We start from the raw sequence: 19,789 nt of genomic DNA, 5'->3' as shown, positions 1-19,789 counted from the left end.
GAACCCTCGAGGGCGTGTGCCTATTGTTTCTCCAGCACCCAGCGGCGGGCGCCTGCAGCCAGCAACGGCATCTCCGTCGGCTGCGAGCGGTTGACCGCCTGGAACAGCTCAAGGGTCTTGCCGTCACGCTTGAAGATCCACGGCGCGCCGCGCTGCTCGCGCTCCAGCCACATGCTGTCGTTCTCGCCGCCCATGGTGGCGCAGTCGCCAGCCAGGCACAGGGCATAGCGATCCGGGCCAGGCAGGCCGGTCACGGTGCCGTCTTCGCGGAACTGTGCATAACCACCTTGGCCGGGGCCTTCGACGATCTTCCAGTTGCCACCCAGGTAAGCCTGGTAGAGGGCCTTCTCGAACGAGCCGCCCAATGGGGTGTTGGCGGGTGCCTTGCTGCGTTCGAACACTTGTTTGTCGCCGAGTTGGCCGGACGCCTGTACAAGCTCCTGGCCATCGAGGCTCAGGGCCTGTCTCTGGCCAGCGTCGTAGGTGACCTGCCAGTCGTTCTTGTCTGCGACGAGGTGGCCATCAGCAGCTTCGAAACCATTGCTGAAGGTGGCTTTCTGTTGCGCGACATCGATTTTCCATTCCAGCACCGGGCCGTACTGGGTAAGGGCTTCGCGCAGGCTGGTGCCTTTGCTGGCGGCATCGATGGCGCGCTGGTTGATCCAGGTGCCTTGGAAGTCTTCAGGCTTGTGGCTGGCGCAGCCGCTCAGAAGCAGGGCGGCCAGGGCAAGAGAGAGGGCATGACGCATGGTAGGAACCTTATTGCAGAGGGGGTAACGGGCGCTGAGGCCCGTTACCTTGGGCATCACTCGATGACGAGGATGGCGTCCATCTCGACCTGCGCACCTTTGGGCAGGGCGGCCACGCCAATGGCGGCGCGAGCAGGGTAAGGCTGCTGGAAGTAGCGGCCCATCACTTCGTTGACGGTGGCGAAGTGGCTGAGGTCGGTGAGGAAGATGTTCAGTTTGACGATGTCCTTGAACGAACCGCCTGCGGCTTCAGCAACGCACTTGAGGTTCTCGAACACCTGAACGGTCTGGGCTTCGAAGCCTTCGACCAGCTCCATGGTGTTCGGGTCGAGTGGAATCTGGCCTGACATGTACACGGTGTTGCCAGCCTTGATCGCCTGGGAATAGGTACCGATGGCGGCCGGGGCCTTGTCGCTGTTGATGACAGTCTTGGTCATGATGACTCCTTGCGGTTGACGGACTACGCACGCATGCGGGTGATACGGACCACGCCGGTGAGGGTGCGCAGCTTCTTGATCACACGGGCCAGGTGCACGCGATCATGCACGCTGACCACCAACTGGACCACGCTGACACGACCGTCGCGTTCGTCCATGCTGATTTTCTCGATGTTGCCGTCGGCGGCGTTGACGCTGCTGGCCAGCAGGGCAATCAGGCCGCGTTGGTGTTCAAGCTCGACCCGCAGTTCGACATTGAACTCACCGGTGACATCCTTGGCCCACGACAGCTGCAGACACTTCTCGGGGTTGTGGCGGACTTCGCTGATATTGCGGCAGTCTTCCAGGTGCACCACCATGCCCTTGCCCGCCGACAGGTGGCCGACGATCGGGTCACCCGGGATCGGCGTGCAGCACTTGGCATAGCTCAGGACCAGCCCTTCGGTGCCGCGGATCGCCAGTGGGCCTTCCGGTGCCGGCAACGTTTCGCCTTCTGTGGACAGCAGGCGCCGCGCGACCACGTAGGCCATGCGGTTGCCCAGGCCGATGTCTTCGAGCAGGTCTTCCACCAGTTCCAGGCGGTATTCGTCGAGGATCGGCTGAATGCGCTCCTGCGCGATGTGCTCCAGGCTGCTGTCGAAGCCAGTCAGCACTTTATTCAGCAGGCGCTCGCCCAGGTTGATCGACTCGGAGCGGCGTTGCTGCTTGAGCGCGTGGCGAATGTGCGTGCGCGCCTTGCCGGTGACCACGAAGTTGAGCCAGGCCGGGTTCGGTCGTGCGCCGGGAGCGCTGACGATTTCCACCGTGGAACCGCTTTGCAGCGGCTCGGACAGCGGTGCCAGGCGGCGATTGATGCGGCAGGCAATGCAACTGTTGCCGACGTCGGTGTGCACCGCGTACGCGAAGTCCACGGCGGTGGAGCCTTTGGGCAGCTCCATGATCCGGCCTTTGGGCGTGAAGACGTAGACCTCGTCCGGGAACAGGTCGATCTTCACGCTCTCGATGAACTCCAGCGAGTTACCGGCCCGCTGCTGCAGCTCGAGAATACCCTTGACCCACTGCCGCGCACGCGCATGGTTGCCCTTGGCCTGCTCGTCACCATTGGACTTGTACAGCCAATGGGCGGCGATGCCGTTGTTGGCCATCTCTTCCATTTCGCGGGTGCGGATCTGGATTTCGATGGGCACGCCATGCATGCCGAACAGCGTGGTGTGCAGCGACTGGTAGCCGTTGGCCTTGGGGATCGCGATGTAATCCTTGAAGCGCCCCGGCAACGGTTTGTACAGGTTGTGTACCGCGCCAAGCACGCGGTAGCAGGTGTCTACCTTGTCGACAATGATGCGAAAGGCGTAGACGTCCATGATCTCGGCGAAGGCGCGGCGCTTGCCGCGCATCTTCTTGTAGATGCCATAGAGGTGCTTCTGCCGCCCGCTGACATCCCCTTCGATACCGTCTGCCGCCAGGCAGTTGGCCAGCGACTGCTCGATCTTGGCGACGATTTCCTTGCGGTTGCCGCGCGCGCTCTTGACCGCCCGATGGATCAGCGACGAACGCATGGGGTGCATGGCCTTGAAGCCAAGGTCTTCGAATTCCACGCGCACATTGTGCATGCCCAGCCGATTGGCGATGGGGGCGTAGATTTCCAGGGTCTCCTTGGCGATGCGCCGGCGTTTCTCGCCTGACAGCACTTCGAGGGTGCGCATGTTGTGCAGGCGGTCAGCCAGCTTGACCAGGATCACGCGAATGTCGCGGGCCATGGCCATGGCCATTTTCTGGAAGTTCTCGGCCTGGGCTTCGGCTTTGGTCTCGAAGTTCATCTGGGTCAGCTTGCTGACGCCGTCGACCAGTTCGGCCACGGTTTCGCCAAACTGCTGGCTGAGCGCTTCCTTGGCGATACCGGTGTCTTCGATCACGTCGTGCAGCATGGCGGCCATCAGGCTCTGATGGTCCATGTGCATGTCGGCAAGGATGTTCGCCACCGCGAGCGGGTGGGTCACGTAGGGCTCGCCGCTGCGACGGCGTTGGCCGTCGTGGGCTTGTTCGGCGTAGAAGTAGGCGCGCCGGACCAGGTTGACCTGCTCGGGGCCCAGATAGGTCGACAGACGATCGGCGAGGGCGTCTATGCTCGGCATGGGTTCACCTCTGACACACCGTTCGACGTCGACCTGGCTTCAATCAGACAGCCTCGTTGGACTCGTCTTCGAAGGCGGCGAATACCGGGTCTTCGGTGACGATTTCTTCAGCAGCCAGGAATTCGTTGGTGATGATGCCTTCAGCGATTTCGCGCAGGGCAACGACGGTCGGCTTGTCGTTTTCCCATGCAACGCGAGGCTCTTTGCCACCAGTGGCCAGCTGGCGAGCACGTTTGGTCGACAGCATGACCAGCTCAAAGCGGTTATCCACGTGTTCAAGACAATCTTCTACGGTTACGCGGGCCATGGTGTTCCTCGGTAGCAAATACGGTGGGCGTGCCCAAGATGGGCGGGCGGACTGAATAGTTTAAAAAATCACCAGCCAATAGGGAAGCGCTGTTTTGCGAGCGGCGAAATGGCGCCTCCCGAGCAGCCCCACAGGTACCGAAGATACCCATTACCCAGGCCTGTGCACAATGGCTTTACCGAAGCCGCCAGGCTATCGACCCGATGAGTGCTGCAAGGCTGCCCGCAGGCGCGGTGTCAGTTCCTCGAACAAGGTCTGCACCGAGCGCAGTGCGCGGCAGTCGGGGCGGGTCAGGAGCCACAGTTGCGTGTCGCACCCCGGCAGCGGCCCGCTCAACGCTTCGACGCCTGGCAAGGTCGGTACGGTGAAGTCGGCCAGGGCGGCCACGCCCATGCCACTGCTCACCAATTGAGCGACGGTGGACATGCCACTGCACTGGTAACGCGGGATCAGACCGGGATACTGCTGGTTGCGCCAGGCCACGGTGGGGTGGTCTGGCATCGAGTCGTCCGGCGTGATCCAGGGCACTTGCCGCACATCCGTCGCAAGCGCCTCGCGCAGTTCGGGCCGGCCGCACAATACGTAGGAGGTCGAGCCCAGGCAGCGTCCGACCAGGTGCTCGGGCGGCGCGTTGGTCAGGCGCAGGGCGATGTCGGCATCGCGCCGGCTGAGGTTGGCGAACGTGTTCGATGTGCCCAGCTCCAGTGACAGCGCCGGATAGCCGGGCATGAAGCTCGCCAGGGCCGGCAGCAGCAAGCCGTGCAGCACCGCTTCAGTGCAGGTCAGGCGCACCGTGCCGCTGACCACTTGCTCGCCGCTGGTCATGGCAATGCGTGCAGCCTGCAGTGCCACTTCGGCGCGTTCGGCCTGCTCGGCCAGTGCCTGCGCGGTGTCGGTGGGCAGGTAGCCCTTGCGGCTCTTCACGAACAGTGCCGTGCCAAGGGCCGATTCCAATCGCCGGATGGACCGAAACACCGTGGACACATCGACCTTGAGCAGTTCTGCGGCCTTGGCCAGCGAGCGACCGCGCTCTAGTGCCAGCACCAGAGAGAGGTCCGCATGGGTGATTTGATATTGCATGGATGCACGCTCTGCTTGCCGAAATGCCAGTGTCTGTTGCGCTGGGGCCATTTTATAGTGAAACCGCACCCGGGAATCAATGTACGGGCCACCGGCCCACCGCCCCTTGAAGGGCATCAACAATAACAACACCCCGCGTTCACCCCTGTTGCCGGCGTTGGCTTGACGACGCTGCACCATGGCTGCGATTCGCTGGATGTACGGCCATGACGGTGTATCCCTTGTCTACGAGCGTCTGTGCGTCAACCTGGCAAACCTTGTCCACGCCTGCCCATCAGGCCTGCCTGAACCCCGTCCCATCTCTTTTCTGCGCCACGCCTTCACAGGCTCGGTTGCGTCATTACAATGGCGCCCCCAAGCAGCGTCCTCTGACGGCTGCGGGTGCCGTTTGATCCGGCCTCTGCCAGGCGTCATGCGTGCGCCAGCCGCTGCCGCCTGTCGGCGCACTCTCCCGATCCGTGAGCGCAAGCCTGTAGGCCGGGCCTGTGAAATCATCACCCACTGCAATGGCAGGGACTCATGAGCGAATACACACAAGCCGACCGCCCGCCCGCGGCAACGGCCGTCACGGCCCCTGCAGGGAAAGGGCTGGCCAAGGGTCGCCTGGGCTTGCTGGCCAGCGTGGTGCTGGGCATCTCCACCATTGCACCGGTCTATACCCTGACCGGCGCGCTTGGCCCTACGGTGCGTGAAGTCGGCGCACACCTGCCGGCAGTGTTCATCGTCGGCTTCCTGCCGATGTTGCTGGTTGCCTTGGGCTACCGCGAACTGAACGCCGCCGAGCCCGACAGCGGCACGTCCTTTACCTGGTCGGCGCGTGCCTTCGGTCCGATGATCGGCTGGATTGGCGGCTGGGGCCTGGTGGTGGCGACCACCATCGTGCTGTCGAACCTGGCGGGCGTGGCGGTGGACTTCTTCTACCTGTTCCTGGCGCAGATCACCGGTCATCAGGGTCTGGCGGCGCTGGCGGACAACCTGCTGGTCAACATCAGCACCTGTTGCGTGTTCATCGCCCTGGCGGTATGGATTTGCTGTCGCGGCATGGGCACCACGATGACGGTGCAATACGGGCTGGTCGCGTTGCAGCTGCTGGTGCTGATCGGCTTTGCCTTTGCGGCTTTCGGCGAAACCACCGCGCCGCCGCCCCTGGCCTTCGAGTTGTCATGGTTCAACCCGTTTGGCGTCGAAAGCTTCTCGGCCTTTGCCGCTGGCCTGTCACTGTCGATCTTCATTTTCTGGGGCTGGGATGTGTGCCTGACGGTCAGCGAGGAGTCCATCGGCAGCGAAGAGGTGCCCGGCAAGGCTGCGACCTGGACGGTCGTGCTGATTCTCTGCCTGTACCTGCTCACCGGCATCGCCACCTTGCAGTTCGCGGGGATCAGCGAGGTCGGCCTGGGCCTGGGCAACCCGCGCATTCAGGAGAACGTGTTTGCCCACCTGGCCGGCCCGGTGATGGGGCCGCTGGCCATCCTCATGTCGATCGCGGTACTGGCCAGCACCGCTGCCTCGTTGCAGTCGACCTTCGTGTCGCCCGCGCGCACCCTGCTCGCCATGGGCTATTACGGCGCAGTGCCACGGCGCTTTGCGCACGTCTGCCCGCGTTCGCAGACCCCGCGCTACGCGACCATCTGCGCCGGCGTCGCGGCGGCGGTGTTCTACGTCACCATGCGCAGCCTGAGCGAGAACGTGTTGGCCGACACCATCACCGCGCTGGGCATGATGATCTGCTTCTACTATTCGCTCACGGCCTTCGCCTGCGTCTGGTACTTCCGCCACAGCCTGTTCAGCAGCGTTCGCCACTGCTTCATGCGCGGGGTTTGCCCGTTGCTCGGCGGCGCCATCCTGTCGGTGATTTTCGTGCGCACCGCCATCGACAGCGCCTCGCCAGACTTTGGCAGCGGTTCGCACGTGGGCGGGCTGGGGCTGGTCTTCGTGATCGCCGCGATCATCTCGCTGCTGGGGATCGTGCTGATGGTGCTGTCGCGGCTGCGGGCACCGGCCTATTTCCTCGGCGCCACCTTGCGTCAGCAAGCCACCCTGCACGTGCCGGACTGAACCGGGGGCTCGGTCGAGCCCCGGTTGCGCCGGTCAGTTGATCAATTGCTGGAGCAGCGCCTGATGGCGCTGCTGCTGTTTGTTCAGCCGCACGCGATTGGCCAGGAACACGGCCTTGAGCTCGGCGAGCGCGACGTGGAAATCGTCATTGATGATGACGTAGTCGAATTCGTTGAAATGGCGCATTTCACTGACCGCCTCATCCATGCGCCCGGCGATGATCGCCTCGCTGTCCTGGCCGCGGCCATCCAGGCGATGGCGCAGGGCCTGCAAGCTGGGCGGCAGGATGAAGATCGACCGCGCTTCGGGCATCAATGCGCGCACCTGTTGTGCGCCTTGCCAGTCGATCTCCAGGATCAGGTCGAAGCCTTCATCCAGGGTCTGCTGCAAGGCACTGATCGAGGTGCCATAGAAATTGCCGAAGACCTCGGCATGCTCGAGGAAATCACCTTGCTCGATCATCGCCTTGAAGTGCGGCTGCTCGACGAAGTGATAGTTCACCCCGTGCTGCTCGCCCGGGCGCATGGCGCGCGTGGTGTGCGAGACCGAGACGCGAATGTTGGCGTCGCCGGTGCCGGGCGCGGTGAGGGCTGTGACCAGGCTGGTCTTGCCAGCGCCCGAAGGCGCGGAAACGATATAAAGGGTGCCGCTGCTGTGGGTCATGGTGGGAATGGCCTTACTCGATGTTCTGTACTTGTTCACGCATCTGTTCGATCAGCACCTTGAGGTTGACCGCCGCTTGAGTGCTGCGCGGGTCAAAGGCCTTGGAGCCGAGGGTGTTGGCTTCGCGGTTGAGCTCCTGCATGAGGAAATCCAGGCGCCGTCCGGCCGCGCCACCGGACTTGAGCACCCGGCGCACTTCGGTGATGTGCGTTTCCAGGCGGTCGAGCTCTTCGGCGACATCGCTCTTCTGCGCCAGCAGGACCATTTCCTGCTCCAGCCGCTGTGGATCGAGTTCGGCCTGCATGTCGTGGAAGCGATCCAGCACTTTCTGCCGCTGGGCAGCCAGCATCTGCGGTACCAGCGCGCGCAGGGTGGTGACTTCCTGGGCCATGGCGTCGAGCCGGTCGATGATCAGCCGGGCCAGCTCCTGGCCTTCGCGTACGCGACCCGCGACCAGCTCCTTGAGTGCCTCGTCGAACAGGCCCATGGCTTCGGCGTTGAGGGCCTGCGGATCGGCGGCGTCAGCGACCAGCACGCCAGGCCAGGCCAGCACTTCCAGCGGATTCAGCGCAGCCGGCTGCTTGATCAGGCTGGCGACCGTTTCGGCGGCGGCGACCAACTGCGCGGCCCGCTCGCGATCGACCTGCAACGGCTTGCCGCTGGTCTCTTCGGCCAGGCGCAAGGTGCACTCGACCTTGCCGCGCGACAGGCCCTGGCGCAGGCCTTCACGCACCGCACCTTCGAGGTCACGCAGGGCTTCGGGCAGGCGCAGGTGCGGTTCCAGGTAGCGGTGGTTGACCGAGCGCAGCTCCCAGGCCAGGGTGCCCTGGCTGCCGGCGCGCTCGACGCGAGCAAAAGCGGTCATGCTGTGCACCATGGGGAATCGACCTCGCGAGGAGTGGGTTGATCGAGGGGAAGCCTTTCGGCTTGCAAGGCGCGGGAGTGTAACGCAGTGCGGCTTCGCCGCCCAACCGGGGCGTGGGCCTTGGCGACGGCGTGTCAGCGTGCCTCGCACCGTGCATCGGCAGGGCGCGACGACATTAGGCATGTCCTCGCTGGGCCACGGCCCCTATACTGGTCGGCAGATTTGAACCCGGTACAGGTACTCCAGATGAAACGTCCAAGTGGTCGCGCTGCCGACCAACTCCGCTCGATCCGCGTCACCCGCAACTACACCAAGCACGCCGAAGGCTCGGTGCTGGTCGAGTTCGGCGACACCAAGGTGATCTGCACCGTCAGCGTCGAGAACGGCGTACCGCGCTTCCTCAAGGGCCAGGGCCAAGGCTGGCTGACCGCCGAATACGGCATGCTGCCGCGCGCCACCGGCGAGCGCAACCAGCGCGAAGCGAGCCGTGGCAAGCAGGGCGGCCGCACCCTGGAAATCCAGCGCCTGATCGGCCGCTCGCTGCGCGCGGCGCTCGACATGAGCAAGCTGGGTGATATCACGCTGTACGTCGATTGCGATGTCATCCAGGCCGACGGCGGCACCCGCACCGCGTCCATCACCGGCGCCATGGTCGCGCTGGTCGACGCGCTGCGTGTGATCAAGAAGCGTGGCGGCCTCAAGGGCGGCGATCCGCTCAAGCACATGATCGCTGCGGTGTCGGTGGGCATGTACAAGGGCGAGGCAGTCCTGGACCTCGACTACCTCGAAGACTCGGCGGCCGAGACCGACCTCAATGTGGTCATGACCAGCGCTGGCGGCTTCATCGAAGTTCAGGGCACCGCCGAAGGCGCGCCGTTCCAGCCCGAAGACTTCAACGCCATGCTGGCGCTGGCGCAGAAGGGCATGGACGAGATCTTCGCCTTGCAGACAGCGGCCCTGGCCGACTGACCGCCTGGACCAGACACGAAAAAGCCGACATCGCTGTCGGCTTTTTCGTGTCTGGTGTGACCGTTCAGATGGTCAGCGTCCAGTCGTAGTCCACGATCAGTGGCGCATGCTGCGAGAAGCGCGGCTGACGCGGCAGGCGTGCGTTGCGCACGAAGCGGCGCAGGCCCGGGGTGAGCAACTGGTAGTCGAACCGGTAGCCCAGGTTGAGCATCTCGGCCTGTTCGTTGTTGGGCCACCAGCTGTACTGGTCACCCTCACGGCTGACTTCACGCAGGGCATCCACGTAGCCCATGTCGCCCACGATCGAATCGAGCCAGGCCCGTTCCGGTGGCAGGAAACCCGGCGATTGCTGGCTGTCGCGCCAGTTCTTGATATCCAGCTTCTGCTGCGCCACATACAGCGAGCCGCAATAGATATATTCACGACGCTTGCGCCGTTGTTTATCCAGGTACTTGCCGAAGTCGTCCATCAACTTGAACTTCTGGTTCAAGTCTTCATCGCCGTTCATGCCCGAAGGCAAGAGCAGGCTGGCAATACTGACTTTGTCGAAATCTGCTTGCAGATAACGCCCGTAGCGGTCGGCTGCCTCGATGCCCAGGCCGGTGATGACTGCCTTGGGCTGCATCCGCGAGTAGAGCGCCACGCCACCTTGGGCGGGCACTTCTGCTTCACAGGCATAAAGGAAATAGCCATCGAGCTGAAAAGCTGGGTCATCGAGTTCATAGGCCGAGGCGCGGGTGTCTTGCAGGCAGATGACGTCGGCATTCTGGGCCTGAAGCCAGCTGAGCAAACCACGCTCGGCCGCCGCCTGAATGCCATTGACGTTCACACTGATGATCCGCATAAATGGCCCCATAAATCTCGTGCGTGTATGATACCCGAGCTCAACTCATTTAGCTAAATCCGTGGTATTCGGGACTTTACATGCAACCGTATCAGCGTGACTTCATTCGTTTTGCCATCGATCGTGGTGTTCTGCGGTTCGGTGAGTTCACGTTGAAATCGGGGCGTACCAGCCCTTATTTCTTCAATGCCGGCCTGTTCAACAGCGGCTCGGCGCTGGCGCAACTGGGGCGCTGCTATGCAGCGGCCATCGTCGACAGCAAGATTCCCTTCGACGTGTTGTTCGGGCCGGCCTACAAAGGGATTCCCCTGGCAGCGGCCACGGCGGTGGCACTGGCCGAGCAGCACCAGCTCGATGTGCCCTGGTGTTTCAACCGCAAGGAAGCCAAGGCCCACGGCGAAGGCGGCAGCCTGGTCGGCGCACCGCTGGCCGGTGAAGTGCTGATCATCGATGACGTGATCACCGCCGGTACGGCCATCCGCGAAGTGATGCAGATCATCTCGGCGCAGGGCGCCAAGCCCGCCGGCGTGCTGATCGCGCTGAACCGTGAAGAGCGCGGCAATGGCGAGCTGTCGGCGATCCAGGAAGTGGAGCGTGACTTCAACATTCCAGTGGTGAGCATCGTTTCGCTGACCCAGGTGCTGGAATTCCTCGCTGACGACGCGCAGCTCAAGCAGCACCTGCCTGCGGTCGAGGCCTACCGCGCGCAGTACGGCATCTGAGCCGGCTGCTACAAAAAAGGCGACCCTCGGGGTTAGTGGCAGTCAGTTAAGTGAAAGGGACCGCTTCGCGGTCCATCGCGGCTGAAGCCGCTCCCACAGATTGCCCAGTCTGTGGGAGCGGCTTCAGCCGCGATGGGCTGCAAGGCAGCCCCAATTGCTAAAAAGGGGCTTAACTGACTGGCATTAGACCCTCGAGGTCGCCTTTTTCATGCCTGTCAGTCAGTTCCGTACTTCGGTGAGCGGGGCCCGTAGAGGAGGCCGCCGTTGGGGTAAGGCGCGAGCAGGCGGGCGCTGGTGATGCCGGCAATCGGATAACCCGCATCTTCCTGCACACTGCTGACGATCTGGTTGACCGCCGCCACGATCAGCATGCCGATCAAGCCGCCCTGGTTTTGCTGGTTTTCCTGGCTGGAGGCCGTGGCGCTGCCGGTCCACAGCGTACTGCCGGTCTTCAGGTCGACCAGCTTGGCACTGGCCGTCACGATGGTCGCGCTGCTGAGCACCATGTAGCGGGTGCCGTAATCGCTGACCGTGACATACAGCCCGGCGTCGGCACCGAAGATTTCATGCAGCTTGCGCGGTTGCAGCGCGTGAACGTCTTCGGGCTGGTTCATGCCGTTCTGGTTGAAGGTTTCAGCCACCAGCGCAACGGGCATGACGTAGTAGCCGGCCTCGGCCAAGGGGTAGGTGACCTGCGACAGCATGCTGTAGGTAGCCTTGACGTCCGGCGACTGGTTCAGCGGCGGCAGGACCAGGATCGATTTGGGCCGGCTTTGCTTGTAGGCCGAATAGTCGACGGTCTTGCGCTCGGCGCAGCCAGCAAACAGGGCCAGCACGCAGGCGCCGACGATCAACTGGGAAAGACGCTTGATCACGGCTTGACTCCTTTACCGGCGTTGCTCAACAGAAAGTCCATGTAGGTCGTCGATTCCGGAAACAGCGCCTTTTCCGCGTTGAACTGCTGAATCATCTGGTCATGCTTGCCCAGGCTTGAGTACAACAGGCCCAGTTGCGCGTGGTAACCCGGCGGCACCGCGCCGTTCTTGGCCTTGATCTTCTCCAGGTCGCGCTCCAGCGCCAGCGCCTGCTCTTGCCTGGAGTCGCCGTTGAAGTATTCGTAGACCTGCGGTTGGTAGCTTTCCCACTGGTACAGTGGTTTTGGCGTATTGCAGCCGGCCAGCAAGACGCTGGCCAGCACGAGGCCGGCGCCATTGCGCCAGGCCACGGGGGCGATGTTCATCGAATGTGTCTTCCGTGTCAGGCGCGCCGCTTACTGGGCGCGCGGATTCCATTGGCCGTTGTCTACGGCCGTGACCAGCTTGTTGACCGCTTCGCGCATGGCCAGGTCAAGCACCTTGCCGTTGAGCGTGGAGTCATAGCTGGCGGTGCCGCCAAAGCCGACGATCTCGCGGTTGGACAGTGCGTACTCGCCTGCGCCCTGAGTGGAGTACACCACTTCGGAGGTGCTGATGTTGACGATGTTCAACGCCACCTTGGCGTAGGCGATCTGGGTCTTGCCACGGCCCAGAATGCCGAACAGCTGGTGGTCGCCGACTTCCTTGCGGCCGAATTCGGTGACGTCACCGGTCACCACATAGTCAGCGCCGCGCACGCGCTGGGCCTGGCCCTTGAACGCTGCTTCCTGCTGCATTTCCGCCAGGTTGTCGCGCTCGAGCACGCTGAAGCGGTTGGTCTGCTGCAAGTGGGTGATGAGGATGGTCTTGGCCTGGCTGCCGAGGCGGTCGACGCCGTCGGAGAAGATGCCGCGCATGTAGCTGGAGCGGTTGTCGAACTTGCCTACGGCAATCGGCGCACGCACGCCGCTGTAGGGGCGGTTGACGCTCTCGACCTGTTGCACGGCGATGGCCTGGGACGTTTCAGTGGCACAGCCGGACAGCGACCCTGCGGCAATCACGGCTGCCAGCACGAGTCCATGTGGTGCGTATTTCACGCGGTATCTCCATTAGGGATAAAAATAGAAGAGCACCCAGCGAATCGGGGGCTCACGGCCTGGGTGGAACGCGTCGAGATTCGGTCAAGGTCCGCTGAAAAACCGCATCGCCCGACCCTCGTCCCGCCACGTTGCACCCAGGGCTCGGTCACGAATCATGCAACCCGCGTAGGCTTCTTGTTGGTGATCAAGGTGCCCACGCCGCTGTCGGTGAAGATTTCCAGCAAGACCGCATTGGGCACGCGGCCATCGACGATGTGCGAGGTGGTAACGCCGCCCTGAACCGCCTCGAGGGCGCACTTGATCTTCGGCAGCATGCCGCCGTAGATGGTCCCGTCAGCGATCAGTTCGTTGACCTGCTCGGTGGTGAGGCCGGTCAGGACTTCGCCCTGCTTGTTCATCAGGCCGGCGATGTTGGTCAGCAGCATCAGCTTCTCGGCTTGCAGCGCCTCGGCGACCTTGCCGGCGACCAGGTCAGCGTTGATGTTGTACGACTCGCCATCGGCGCCCACGCCAATCGGGGCGATGACCGGAATGAAGTCGCCTTTGACCAGCATGTTCAGCAGGTCGGTATTGACGCCAACCACCTCACCCACGTGGCCGATGTCGATGATTTCCGGGGAGGTCATTTCCGGAGTCTGGCGGCTGACCTTGAGCTTTTTCGCACGGATCAGCTCGGCGTCTTTGCCGGTCAGGCCGATGGCGCTACCGCCATGCCGGTTGATCAGGTTGACGATGTCCTTGTTGACCTGGCCACCCAGGACCATTTCCACCACGTCCATGGTCGCCGCGTCGGTGACGCGCATGCCGTCGACGAAGTGGCTCTCGATGGACAGGCGCTTGAGCAGGTCGCCGATCTGCGGGCCGCCGCCGTGCACGACGACCGGGTTGATGCCCACCGCCTTCATCAGCACGATGTCACGGGCAAAGCCGGTTTTCAGCTCTTCGCTTTCCATCGCATTGCCGCCGTACTTGATCACCAGCGTCTTGCCGACAAAGCGGCGGATGTAGGGCAGCGCTTCGGACAGTACCTTGGCGACTTGGGAAGCGGCATCGCGTTCGAGGGTCATGCAGGGCTCCAGGCAAGAACAGAAAGTCGGTCAGAACGGCAGTTGCAGGTCCGGGGCGACCCGAAGCAACTGCGTACGGAAGATACGCTTGATACGTTGCAGCTGCGCGTGGTCGTCGGCCTCGAAGCGCGTGACCAGCACCGGCGTGGTGTTGGAGGCGCGGACCAGACCCCAGCCACGGGCATAGTCGACCCGCACACCGTCAAGGGTGGTGAGTTCGGCATCGCCCCAGTCGGCGTCGCGTTGCAGCGCAGCAATGATGCTGAATTTAACCTCGTCGGTCACATCAATGTTGAGTTCGGGTGTGGAAATGTCATTGGGGAACGCGGCGAACAGCGTGTCGGCATCGACGTCGCTGTGGCTGAGGATTTCCAGCAGGCGCGCGGCCACATACAGGCCATCGTCGAAGCCGTACCAGCGTTCCTGAATGTACAGGTGCCCACTCATCTCGCCGGCCAATGGTGCGCCGGTTTCCTTGAGCTTCTTCTTCATCAACGAATGGCCGGTCTTCCACATCAGCGGTTTACCGCCCGCGGCCTTGATCAGCGCGGGCAGGCGCCGGCTGCATTTCACGTCGAAGATGATCTCGGCACCTGGATGACGGGCCAGCACGTCCTGGGCAAAGAGCATCATCAGGCGGTCCGAATAGATGATGGTGCCAGTGTTGGTGACCACCCCCACGCGGTCGGCATCGCCGTCCAGGGCCAGGCCCAGGTCGGCGCCGGTTTCCCGCACCTTGGCGATCAGGTCCTGCAGGTTTTCAGGCTTGCCGGGGTCTGGGTGGTGATTGGGGAAGGTGCCGTCCACCTCGCAGAACAGCGCAATCACCTCGCAGCCCAGGGCGGCCAGCAGTTGCGGGGCGATCACGCCGCCCACGCCATTGCCGCAGTCGATCACCACCTTGAGCGGCTTCTTCAGCTGCACATCACTGACGATGCGCTGCTGGTAGCGGGCCAGGATGTCGACCTGCTGCACCTGGCCGTCGCCGTGGCTGAGGTCGTTGCTGTGCAAGCGGGTGAGCAAGGCCTGGATCTGCTCGTCGGCCAGCGTGTCGCCAGCGATGACCACCTTGAAGCCGTTGTAGTCCGGCGGGTTGTGGCTGCCGGTGAGCATGACCGCCGAGCGGCCGGGCAGGGTGTGGCCGGCGTAGTACAGCGCCGGGGTCGGCAGCATGCCGACGTCACTGACCTGGCAGCCCGCTTCGACCAGCCCGCGAATCAGTTCGCCCACCAGCAGGGGCCCGGAAATCCGGCCATCACGACCGACAGCGACGTGCGCCTCACCCTGGGCCAGGCTTTGCGCGCCAATGGCGCGGCCGATCCAGTAGGCGGTCTGCGGGTACAGGTCCTTGCCGACCACGCCGCGGATGTCGTAGGCGCGGAAGATGCTGCGGGGCACTGCAGAGGCTGTGGGGTGCATGTCGTTCATCTCGCCGGTCCGTCGTGAAGTCTGCCGCAGGTCGCGTTGGACGTCGTTTTCGTCAAACGGTTCGCTCGCCAGCGGCACGCTCACGCCAAGGCGGCCTCAGTGGCTGCCGGAGTGGCCGAACCCACCTTCGCCGCGCTCGGAGGCATCGAAGCTGTCGACGATCTCGAAGTGCGCCTGCACGACCGGCACCAGCACCAGCTGCGCGATGCGCTCGCCGACGACCAGCGTGAACGGAGTGTTGCCACGGTTCCAGCACGACACCATCAGCTCGCCCTGGTAGTCCGAATCGATCAGCCCGACCAGGTTGCCCAGCACGATGCCGTGCTTGTGGCCCAGGCCCGAGCGCGGCAGTACCAGCGCGGCCAGCGACGGGTCGCTGATGTGGATCGACAGGCCCGTGGGGATGAGCACGGTCTGGCCGGGTTCGAGCACGGTGTCCTGCTCGAGCAGGGCGCGCAGGTCGAGGCCGGCCGAGCCGGGCGTGGCGTAGTGCGGCAGAGGGAAATCGGTACCCAGGCGTGGGTCGAGGATCTTGGCTTGGAGAGCGTGCATGCGGCTTAGGGAACCTGATTGAGTCGTTCGGCGATGAAGCTGACCAGTTGCCGGGCGATCTTGCCCTTGCTGGTCTGCGCGAAGAGGGTTTGCTGTTGCTGGCGGTCGATCACGGTCAAGGCGTTTTCCTCGCTGTTGAAGCCAATACTGGGATTGGCCACGTCGTTGGCGACGATCAGGTCGAGGTTCTTGTCCTTGAGCTTGCGCGTGGCGTAGTCGAGCAGATGTTCGGTTTCGGCCGCGAAGCCCACGCTGAACGGGCGGTCGCTGCGACCGGCCAGGGTGGCAAGGATATCCGGATTGCGCACCATCTGCAGCAGCATGCCGTCACCGGTTGTAGGGTCTTTCTTGAGTTTTTGCGGGGCGATGACCTCGGGGCGGTAGTCCGCAACCGCGGCCGAGGCGATCAGCAGGTCGCAGGGCATGGCGGCCTCACAGGCCGCGAGCATGTCTCGCGCGCTGACCACGTCGATTCGGTTGACCCGATCGGGCGTGGGCAGGTGGACCGGGCCGGTCACGAGGGTCACCCTGGCCCCGGCTTCGGCCGCCGCTTCGGCCAGCGCGAAGCCCATCTTCCCGGAGCTATGATTGGTGATGTAACGCACCGGATCGATGTTTTCCTGGGTGGGGCCTGCCGTGATCAACACGTGTTTGCCGGTCAACGACTGGCGCTTGAAGCTTTCCGCGGCGCACCAGGCCAGGTCCGTGGCCTCGAGCATGCGGCCCAGGCCTACGTCACCACAGGCCTGGCTGCCGGACGCGGGGCCGAACACCTGGATGCCGCGCTGTTGCAGCAGCGTGAGGTTGGCCTGGGTAGCAGGGTCACGCCACATGGCCTGGTTCATCGCCGGGGCGACGGCCACGGTGGCGTCGGTGGCCAGCACCAGGGTGGTCAGCAGGTCGTCGGCCATGCCCTGGGCCAGGCGGGCCATGAGGTCGGCGGTGGCGGGGGCGATCAGTACCAGGTCAGCCCATTTGGCCAGTTCGATATGGCCCATGGCGGCCTCGGCGGCCGGGTCGAGCAAGTCGAGGTGCACCGGGTGGCCTGACAGCGCCTGCAGCGTGAGCGGGGTGATGAACTCGGCACCGCCGCGGGTCATGACGACGCGCACCTGCGCGCCATGTTCCAGGAGCCGGCGAATCAGTTCGGCGCTTTTGTAGGCGGCAATGCCGCCTCCGACGCCGAGCACGATGCGCTTGCGATACAGCCGCTGCATAGAAAAGCCTTTTTCCAGAGAGAGCATGCGGCGACGAATCGGCCTGCGGCGGATCGTCGCATCTACGGGACGAAATAGGTTAACACAGCGCCCAAATGCGCCGCAGTACCACACAAGGAGTGAGGATGAATATCAGGGAGTGGCCGTTGGCAGAGCGGCCGAGAGAAAAGCTGCTCAAGAAAGGTGCCGGCGCGTTGTCGGACGCAGAATTGCTGGCGGTATTGCTGGGCTCCGGTCTGCGCGGCTGCAACGTGGTCGACATGGCACGGGGGCTGCTGAACCGCTTCGGCGGGTTGCGCCAGTTGCTGGAGGCCGACAGGGCCGCGTTTCTCGGCGAGTTGGGCCTGGGGCCGGCGCGGTACGCGCAGTTGCAAGCGCTGCTGGAAGTCGGCAGGCGCCATCTGGACGAAACCATCCAGCGTGAACCGGCGCTTGCCTCACCCGCTCAAGTGCGGCGGTACCTGAAGTCGATGATGCGGCACGAGGCCAGCGAGGTTTTCGCCTGCCTGTTTCTCGACATCCGGTTACGCCCTTTGGCGTTTGACGTGCTGTTCCAGGGCACCATCGACCGCGCCAGTGTCTACCCGCGCGAGGTCATCCGCCGCTCGCTGGCGCGCAACGCGGCGGCGGTCATCCTGTGCCATAACCATCCATCCGGTTTGCCCGAACCTAGCCCTGACGACCTGCGCCTGACGCTGACCTTGAAGTCTGCCCTGCACATCGTGGATGTGCGCGTGCTCGATCACATCATCATTGGTGACGGCGAGCCGTTCTCGATGGTCGAGCACGGCTGGTTTGCCGTCGACTGAGCGCTATTTGACGCTGACCTTGGCGAAGTCCAGGCGCCCGAACGGGCTCACCTGATACCCCTCGACGCCTTTGCGCAGCAACGTGGATGCAGTGGGGTGGGCCAGGGGCAGCCACAGCGCCTGCTGCTGGATCAGGGTCTGCGCTTGCTGGTACAGGCGGCTACGCACGCTCTGATCGGCAGTGGTGCGGCCTGCGGTGATCAACTGATCCAGGCGCGGGTCGCAGAAGCGCGCAAAGTTGGTGCCCGACTCCACGGCCGCGCATGAAAACTGCGGCGTGAGGAAGTTGTCCGGGTCGCCGTTGTCGCCCGCCCAGCCCATGAACAGCAGGTCATGCTCGCCCTTCTTGGCGCGGCGGATCAGCTCGCCCCATTCGATCACGCGGATTTCTGCCTTGATGCCAAGCTTGGCCAGGTCTGCCTGCAGCAGCTGCGCGCCCAGGCTCGGGTTCGGGTTAAGCAGGCTGCCGGAGGGGCGGGTCCAGATCGTGGTGCTGAAGCCTTCTGCCAGGCCGGCCTTGGTCATCAACGCCTTGGCCTTGTCCAGGTTGGTGGGGTAGCCGGGCAGATTCTTGGCGTAGCTCCAGGTGGTTGGCGGGTACGGGCCATTGGCCGCTGTGCCGGTGTTCTCGAACACGGCCTGCAGGTAGGCGTTCTTGTCGAAGGCCAGGTTGATGGCCTGGCGCACCTCGGGCTTGTCCAGCGGTGGGTGCTGGCTGTTGATCGCGACGAAGGCGGTCATGAACGCCGGGGTGCTGGCGACCTGCAGAGCGCTGTCGTCTTTGGCTTCGGCGATGTCCAGCGGCTTGGGCGAGAGGTCCACCTGGCATTCGTTGCGCTTGAGCTTTTGCAGGCGCACCGTGGCATCTGGCGTGATCGAGTAGATCAGCGGGTCGACAGCCGGTTTGCCGGCGAAATAGTCGGCGTTGGCGCGGTAGCGTACCAGCGCGTCTTTCTGGAAGCGCTGGAAGGTGAACGGGCCGGTGCCGATGGGCTGGCTGTTGAGTTTGTCCGGTGTGCCGGCCTTCATCAGCTTGTCGGCATACTCGGCGGAATAGATCGAGGCAAAGCCCATGCTCAGGGTGGCCAGGAACGTGGCATCGGGGTGATCCAGCGTGAAGCGCACGGTATTGGCGGTTGGCGCCTCGACTGACTTGATCAGGCTGCCCAACTGCAGCGATTGAGCATGCGGATAGCCACCTGGTGCGGTCTTGAACCACGCGTGGGCCGGGTAGAGCATGCGCTGGAAGCTGAACAGCACGTCATCGCTCTGCAATTCACGGGTCGGCTTGAAGTACGGCGTGCTATGGAATTTCACGCCTTTGCGCAGGGTAAATTCGTACGTCAGGCCATCAGGCGAGAGGGTCCAGCTCTGCGCCAGGCTGGGGACCACCTTGCCTTGCACGGCATCGAACTCCACCAGGCGGTTCATCAGCACATCGGCCGAGGCGTTGGTGGTGGTCAGTGAGTTGTACTGCACCACATCGAAGCCTTCTGGGCTTGCCTCGGTACAGACCACCAGAGGGGCAGCCTGAGCGATGCCTGCGGCAAACAGTGAAGAAAACGCGAAGCAAAGCGCGGCGGCACGCATGGAAAATCCTCGGTGAGCAGTGGCAGGAGCCGGTGCGGCTTGGAAAAGGCCTACACTAGTGGGGGCGCTTTCAAATGACCACAGCGTTTTTGATTAATTCGGCGACGAACGGTTTGGCCGCCGTCGGCCCTTGCGCCGGTGCCGCTCGCGCCCGTATTGTCTGGTGCCAAGGTGCACAGCCTGTTGTTGTGCTGAAGTCTTTCTGGTATAAAGCAGCGCTCTTTTCTAGGGGCTCGGTCTGCCGCGCAAGCGGGTCCGGTCGAATAAGACCCCTGAAATACGGCGCCTGGCGCCAAGACTGAGAGATTAAGCGGCCAACCCATGCCGGGTTGGGCATGTGGTTTTAGAG

At 63.6% G+C, this 19,789-nt stretch carries 20 protein-coding genes; 4 read left to right on the top strand and 16 right to left on the bottom strand.

From position 1 onward, the window contains the following. Positions 1–20: 20 nt before the first annotated feature. The 5 genes from RT028_RS09935 to RT028_RS09915 form a co-directional block, all read right to left on the bottom strand. Complete coding sequence (locus RT028_RS09935) at positions 21–749, bottom strand: hypothetical protein (RefSeq protein ID WP_312934548.1); 729 nt, start codon at positions 747–749, stop codon at positions 21–23. Between the two features lie 56 nt (positions 750–805). Beyond that, complete coding sequence (locus RT028_RS09930; RefSeq protein ID WP_312934547.1) at positions 806–1,186, bottom strand: RidA family protein; 381 nt, start codon at positions 1,184–1,186, stop codon at positions 806–808. Positions 1,187–1,209: 23 nt separating this feature from the next. Further along, the gene (spoT, locus tag RT028_RS09925) at positions 1,210–3,318 is read right to left on the bottom strand and encodes a bifunctional GTP diphosphokinase/guanosine-3',5'-bis pyrophosphate 3'-pyrophosphohydrolase (protein ID WP_312934546.1); all 2,109 of its coding nucleotides are present in this window, start codon (positions 3,316–3,318) and stop codon (positions 1,210–1,212) included. 43 nt (positions 3,319–3,361) lie between these two features. Then, positions 3,362–3,625 carry a DNA-directed RNA polymerase subunit omega gene (gene rpoZ, locus RT028_RS09920; protein ID WP_101322874.1) on the bottom strand — a complete coding sequence of 88 codons (264 nt, stop codon included), beginning with the start codon at positions 3,623–3,625 and terminating at the stop codon, positions 3,362–3,364. A 192-nt stretch (positions 3,626–3,817) separates the two neighbouring features. Next, positions 3,818–4,705 (bottom strand): LysR family transcriptional regulator, encoded by an 888-nt coding sequence (locus tag RT028_RS09915; protein ID WP_312934545.1) that lies wholly within the window; start codon positions 4,703–4,705, stop codon positions 3,818–3,820. A gap of 519 nt (positions 4,706–5,224) precedes the next feature. Between RT028_RS09915 and RT028_RS09910 the strand changes: the two genes are divergently transcribed. Further along, entirely contained in the window at positions 5,225–6,760 is a 1,536-nt protein-coding gene (locus RT028_RS09910; protein WP_312934544.1) for an APC family permease, read from the top strand. A gap of 33 nt (positions 6,761–6,793) precedes the next feature. On the opposite strand, the gene gmk is transcribed toward RT028_RS09910, so the two are convergent. Both gmk and RT028_RS09900 read right to left on the bottom strand, forming a co-directional pair. Beyond that, the gene (gene gmk / locus RT028_RS09905) at positions 6,794–7,423 is read right to left on the bottom strand and encodes a guanylate kinase (RefSeq protein ID WP_312934543.1); all 630 of its coding nucleotides are present in this window, start codon (positions 7,421–7,423) and stop codon (positions 6,794–6,796) included. A 13-nt stretch (positions 7,424–7,436) separates the two neighbouring features. Then, entirely contained in the window at positions 7,437–8,300 is an 864-nt protein-coding gene (locus RT028_RS09900; protein WP_312934542.1) for a YicC/YloC family endoribonuclease, read from the bottom strand. Positions 8,301–8,534: 234 nt separating this feature from the next. Between RT028_RS09900 and rph the strand changes: the two genes are divergently transcribed. Beyond that, positions 8,535–9,257 carry a ribonuclease PH gene (gene rph, locus RT028_RS09895; RefSeq protein WP_312934541.1) on the top strand — a complete coding sequence of 241 codons (723 nt, stop codon included), beginning with the start codon at positions 8,535–8,537 and terminating at the stop codon, positions 9,255–9,257. Positions 9,258–9,321: 64 nt separating this feature from the next. Here the strand turns inward: rph and RT028_RS09890 are convergent, their stop codons facing one another. Then, on the bottom strand, positions 9,322–10,101 hold the full coding sequence (locus RT028_RS09890; RefSeq protein WP_312934540.1) for an exodeoxyribonuclease III: 780 nt from the start codon (positions 10,099–10,101) through the stop codon (positions 9,322–9,324). Positions 10,102–10,181: 80 nt separating this feature from the next. Here RT028_RS09890 and pyrE point away from each other — a divergent pair, with 80 nt between their 5' ends. Continuing rightward, positions 10,182–10,823 carry an orotate phosphoribosyltransferase gene (gene pyrE / locus RT028_RS09885; RefSeq protein ID WP_312934539.1) on the top strand — a complete coding sequence of 214 codons (642 nt, stop codon included), beginning with the start codon at positions 10,182–10,184 and terminating at the stop codon, positions 10,821–10,823. Between the two features lie 215 nt (positions 10,824–11,038). On the opposite strand, the gene RT028_RS09880 is transcribed toward pyrE, so the two are convergent. The 7 genes from RT028_RS09880 to coaBC form a co-directional block, all read right to left on the bottom strand. Continuing rightward, positions 11,039–11,698, bottom strand: a complete 660-nt coding sequence (locus tag RT028_RS09880) for a DUF799 domain-containing protein (protein WP_409567222.1) — start codon at positions 11,696–11,698, stop codon at positions 11,039–11,041. Then, positions 11,695–12,063 carry a DUF4810 domain-containing protein gene (locus tag RT028_RS09875; protein ID WP_312934538.1) on the bottom strand — a complete coding sequence of 123 codons (369 nt, stop codon included), beginning with the start codon at positions 12,061–12,063 and terminating at the stop codon, positions 11,695–11,697. Before RT028_RS09875 ends, RT028_RS09880 begins: the two co-directional genes overlap by 4 nt. Before the next feature lie 30 nt (positions 12,064–12,093). Continuing rightward, a complete protein-coding gene (locus tag RT028_RS09870) occupies positions 12,094–12,774 on the bottom strand; it encodes a CsgG/HfaB family protein (RefSeq protein ID WP_312934537.1) in 681 nt (226 codons plus the stop codon). A 155-nt stretch (positions 12,775–12,929) separates the two neighbouring features. Next, a complete protein-coding gene (gene argB, locus RT028_RS09865) occupies positions 12,930–13,844 on the bottom strand; it encodes an acetylglutamate kinase (RefSeq protein WP_312934536.1) in 915 nt (304 codons plus the stop codon). Positions 13,845–13,874: 30 nt separating this feature from the next. Continuing rightward, positions 13,875–15,272, bottom strand: coding sequence for a phosphomannomutase/phosphoglucomutase (locus RT028_RS09860; RefSeq protein WP_312934535.1), 1,398 nt, complete (start codon positions 15,270–15,272; stop codon positions 13,875–13,877). A gap of 96 nt (positions 15,273–15,368) precedes the next feature. Then, on the bottom strand, positions 15,369–15,824 hold the full coding sequence (gene dut, locus RT028_RS09855; RefSeq protein WP_312934534.1) for a dUTP diphosphatase: 456 nt from the start codon (positions 15,822–15,824) through the stop codon (positions 15,369–15,371). Between the two features lie 5 nt (positions 15,825–15,829). After that, entirely contained in the window at positions 15,830–17,041 is a 1,212-nt protein-coding gene (gene coaBC, locus RT028_RS09850) for a bifunctional phosphopantothenoylcysteine decarboxylase/phosphopantothenate--cysteine ligase CoaBC (protein ID WP_312934573.1), read from the bottom strand. A gap of 125 nt (positions 17,042–17,166) precedes the next feature. Between coaBC and radC the strand changes: the two genes are divergently transcribed. Next, positions 17,167–17,850: a RadC family protein gene (radC, locus tag RT028_RS09845; protein ID WP_312934533.1), complete on the top strand. Its 684-nt coding sequence runs from the start codon at positions 17,167–17,169 to the stop codon at positions 17,848–17,850. Positions 17,851–17,853: 3 nt separating this feature from the next. Here the strand turns inward: radC and RT028_RS09840 are convergent, their stop codons facing one another. Continuing rightward, on the bottom strand, positions 17,854–19,440 hold the full coding sequence (locus RT028_RS09840; protein WP_312934532.1) for an ABC transporter substrate-binding protein: 1,587 nt from the start codon (positions 19,438–19,440) through the stop codon (positions 17,854–17,856). Positions 19,441–19,789: the final 349 nt, after the last annotated feature.

This window comes from Pseudomonas sp. (genome assembly GCF_032058845.1).
In the GTDB taxonomy this organism is placed as follows: domain Bacteria; phylum Pseudomonadota; class Gammaproteobacteria; order Pseudomonadales; family Pseudomonadaceae; genus Aquipseudomonas.
This window is presented reverse-complemented; position numbering and strand designations above follow the sequence as displayed.

Bases quoted from the DNA above. Each gene is read 5' to 3' on its own strand.
- RT028_RS09935 (WP_312934548.1), bottom strand. From the start codon at position 749: ATGCGTCATGCCCTCTCTCTTGCCCTGGCCGCCCTGCTTCTGAGCGGC.
- RT028_RS09930 (WP_312934547.1), bottom strand. From the start codon at position 1,186: ATGACCAAGACTGTCATCAACAGCGACAAGGCCCCGGCCGCCATCGGT.
- spoT (WP_312934546.1), bottom strand. From the start codon at position 3,318: ATGCCGAGCATAGACGCCCTCGCCGATCGTCTGTCGACCTATCTGGGC.
- rpoZ (WP_101322874.1), bottom strand. From the start codon at position 3,625: ATGGCCCGCGTAACCGTAGAAGATTGTCTTGAACACGTGGATAACCGC.
- RT028_RS09915 (WP_312934545.1), bottom strand. From the start codon at position 4,705: ATGCAATATCAAATCACCCATGCGGACCTCTCTCTGGTGCTGGCACTA.
- RT028_RS09910 (WP_312934544.1), top strand. From the start codon at position 5,225: ATGAGCGAATACACACAAGCCGACCGCCCGCCCGCGGCAACGGCCGTC.
- gmk (WP_312934543.1), bottom strand. From the start codon at position 7,423: ATGACCCACAGCAGCGGCACCCTTTATATCGTTTCCGCGCCTTCGGGC.
- RT028_RS09900 (WP_312934542.1), bottom strand. From the start codon at position 8,300: ATGGTGCACAGCATGACCGCTTTTGCTCGCGTCGAGCGCGCCGGCAGC.
- rph (WP_312934541.1), top strand. From the start codon at position 8,535: ATGAAACGTCCAAGTGGTCGCGCTGCCGACCAACTCCGCTCGATCCGC.
- RT028_RS09890 (WP_312934540.1), bottom strand. From the start codon at position 10,101: ATGCGGATCATCAGTGTGAACGTCAATGGCATTCAGGCGGCGGCCGAG.
- pyrE (WP_312934539.1), top strand. From the start codon at position 10,182: ATGCAACCGTATCAGCGTGACTTCATTCGTTTTGCCATCGATCGTGGT.
- RT028_RS09875 (WP_312934538.1), bottom strand. From the start codon at position 12,063: ATGAACATCGCCCCCGTGGCCTGGCGCAATGGCGCCGGCCTCGTGCTG.
- argB (WP_312934536.1), bottom strand. From the start codon at position 13,844: ATGACCCTCGAACGCGATGCCGCTTCCCAAGTCGCCAAGGTACTGTCC.
- RT028_RS09860 (WP_312934535.1), bottom strand. From the start codon at position 15,272: ATGAACGACATGCACCCCACAGCCTCTGCAGTGCCCCGCAGCATCTTC.
- dut (WP_312934534.1), bottom strand. From the start codon at position 15,824: ATGCACGCTCTCCAAGCCAAGATCCTCGACCCACGCCTGGGTACCGAT.
- coaBC (WP_312934573.1), bottom strand. From the start codon at position 17,041: ATGCAGCGGCTGTATCGCAAGCGCATCGTGCTCGGCGTCGGAGGCGGC.
- radC (WP_312934533.1), top strand. From the start codon at position 17,167: ATGAATATCAGGGAGTGGCCGTTGGCAGAGCGGCCGAGAGAAAAGCTG.
- RT028_RS09840 (WP_312934532.1), bottom strand. From the start codon at position 19,440: ATGCGTGCCGCCGCGCTTTGCTTCGCGTTTTCTTCACTGTTTGCCGCA.